This window comes from Corallococcus llansteffanensis, assembly GCF_003612055.1.
Lineage (GTDB): Bacteria > Myxococcota > Myxococcia > Myxococcales > Myxococcaceae > Corallococcus > Corallococcus llansteffanensis.
This window is the reverse complement of record NZ_RAWB01000944.1, coordinates 1-2,018: the sequence shown is the minus strand read 5'-3', so window position 1 is coordinate 2,018 and position 2,018 is coordinate 1. Positions and strand designations below refer to the sequence as shown.

2 protein-coding genes are annotated in these 2,018 nt (G+C 67.4%); one reads left to right on the top strand and one right to left on the bottom strand.

Translation table 11 applies throughout. From position 1 onward, the window contains the following. Nucleotides 1-156 precede the first annotated feature (156 nt). Nucleotides 157-1,362, bottom strand: a complete 1,206-nt coding sequence (locus D7V93_RS42320; RefSeq protein WP_120648604.1) for a glycoside hydrolase family 19 protein — start codon at nucleotides 1,360-1,362, stop codon at nucleotides 157-159. A 213-nt stretch (nucleotides 1,363-1,575) separates the two neighbouring features. On the opposite strand from D7V93_RS42320, the gene D7V93_RS42315 reads away from it, so the two are divergent. Continuing rightward, the coding region (locus tag D7V93_RS42315; RefSeq protein ID WP_208723337.1) for a hypothetical protein at nucleotides 1,576-2,018 on the top strand (443 nt) is incomplete at its 3' end.

Here is a 2,018-nt window from a genome sequence, read left to right as displayed (position 1 = left end):
CCACGAAGACCCCTTCCAAGCACCCACCCAGGCAGTTCCAGCCGGCCCTGGAGATTGCTCTCCAGGGCCGGCTGGAACTGCCTGGGTGGGTGCTTGGAAGGGGTCTTCGTGGCGGGATTATCGCCGCGCCCGGTCGCCGGTTGCGTCGCTCCCGGGCTAGCAGCCCAGGTTGTTGCCGGGGCTCACGCCGAGCATGCCGGTGAAGCGCACGTAGGCGTCGATGCGGCTCTGCACCTGGCCGGGGTTGCGACCGTTGCACTCCAGCGAGCCGTTGATGGTGCGGATGGTCTCACCGAAGCCCGCGCCGTTCACGATGGCGTTGTGCGCCGTCATGGTGCCCGCGCCCGTCTGCGTGGTCCAGAACCAGAAGCCCGTGCGCCACGCCGCGTTCGCGTCCTGCGCCAGCAGGTCCGGGTTGGCCTGCAGGGGCAGGCCCAGCGCGTTGCCCGCCGCGCAGTAGTTGCCGTTCCAGGACAACTGCATGGGCCCGCGTCCGTAGTACCGCTTGCCCGCCGCGCAGAAGCAGCCCGGAGGCCCCCACGACGTGTCGCAGTAGTCCGCCTTGTTGATCTCCTCGATGTACACGAGCCCGCCTGTCTCATGCGAGACATTGGCCAGGAACGCGGCCACCTCGCGCTTGCGGGTGTCGGTGTCGCCCGTGGTCGCGAGCCCCGGGAAGCCCGCCGCCGCGGCGACCAGCGCGTCGTAGCTGTAGAAGGCATTGCGGCTGGGGAACATGGCGTTGAATGTGTCGCGCGTGAGGATGCCCCCGAAGCCCGTCCCGCCGCCTCCGCCGGAGACCAGGTCGAACGTCCAGTGCTGGTTGGCGCCGCCCGTGTAGGGGTACTGGACCAGCGACGTGCCGTTCTCCGCGGAGCCCCAGTACAGGTCCACCGCCATGTCCGTGTGCCGCAGCTGCATGCTGAACTGCGTGCCGCCCCGGTTCACGAACCGGAACTGCTGGTTGGCGCCGCCGACATAGCTCCACTGGTGGACGAGCGCGTTCTGCGCGGTGCTGACACCCTGGATGTCCAGCCCCTTGCCGCTGTTCACGTTGATGATCTTGAAGTACCCGTCCGACGTCGGGGAGATGTGGAACTTCTGCGCGTTGGTGCCGTTGCAGTCCCACTCCTGCACCTTGGCGCCGTCCGCCGTGCTCGACGAGGCCACGTCGATGCACTTGTTCGTCATCGCCGAGCGGATGACGTAGTCGCCCTCCGTGATGGACGACACGATGGCGGGGCTCTCCACCTGGCCGGTCGCCTCGGGGGACTCCCCGGACGGCTCCGCCCCGGAACAGCCGCTCAGCGCACCGACGATGCCCAGCAATGACAGACAGCGGAAACCCAGCGTGTTGGCCATGACGACTCCTGTGAAGCGAGGTCCGGCCAACATAGTCCGCTTAGCGGTAAAACCAGGAATTTAAGATTAGTGCGCTTGTCCCAACGTTAGTCGCATGTTTCCTGGTTTCACCAACTACCTAATGGGTTTCATTTTACAGCCTTCTTGACGGTCTCACCCCGAGTAAGCCAGGATTGTAACAGCACCGTGGGAAAAATCCCATGAGGGGGAAACATGTCTGGCTGGTTTGATGACGAGTCGTCCGGCGAAGCGAAGGTGGAGACCGCCCAACCCGTCGCCCGGAGGCCCGAGGTCGGAGACCTTACGGATCACGAATTCCGTCCCCCGGTGCCGCCGAGGGCCACCCGGAGGCCGGGGCCGCCGCAGGCTCCGCCGCCCGCGGATGACTGGGGCTTCAACCAGGGGGGCCGCGACGCCACGGAGGACCCCTTCAGCGAGCCCGCGGGCAAGGAGCCGGCCGACTTCGACGCCACCTCCTCCGGGGAGGAGCCGGAAGCGTCGGACGAAGAGGGGGACGGCATGGCGGGCATCGAGGCCAACGGAGACCGGGAGCCGCATCAGGTGCGGCGGGACAAGATCTACGACACGCTCGACGGCATCGCGGACGGCATCTCCGCCGCCGCGGGCGTGGCGGGCGCCAGGAACCCGGCGGTGGG

What these genes read in the sequence shown, in the direction of transcription:
- D7V93_RS42320 (WP_120648604.1), bottom strand. Translation starts at nt 1,362, where the DNA reads ATGGCCAACACGCTGGGTTTCCGCTGTCTGTCATTGCTGGGCATCGTC.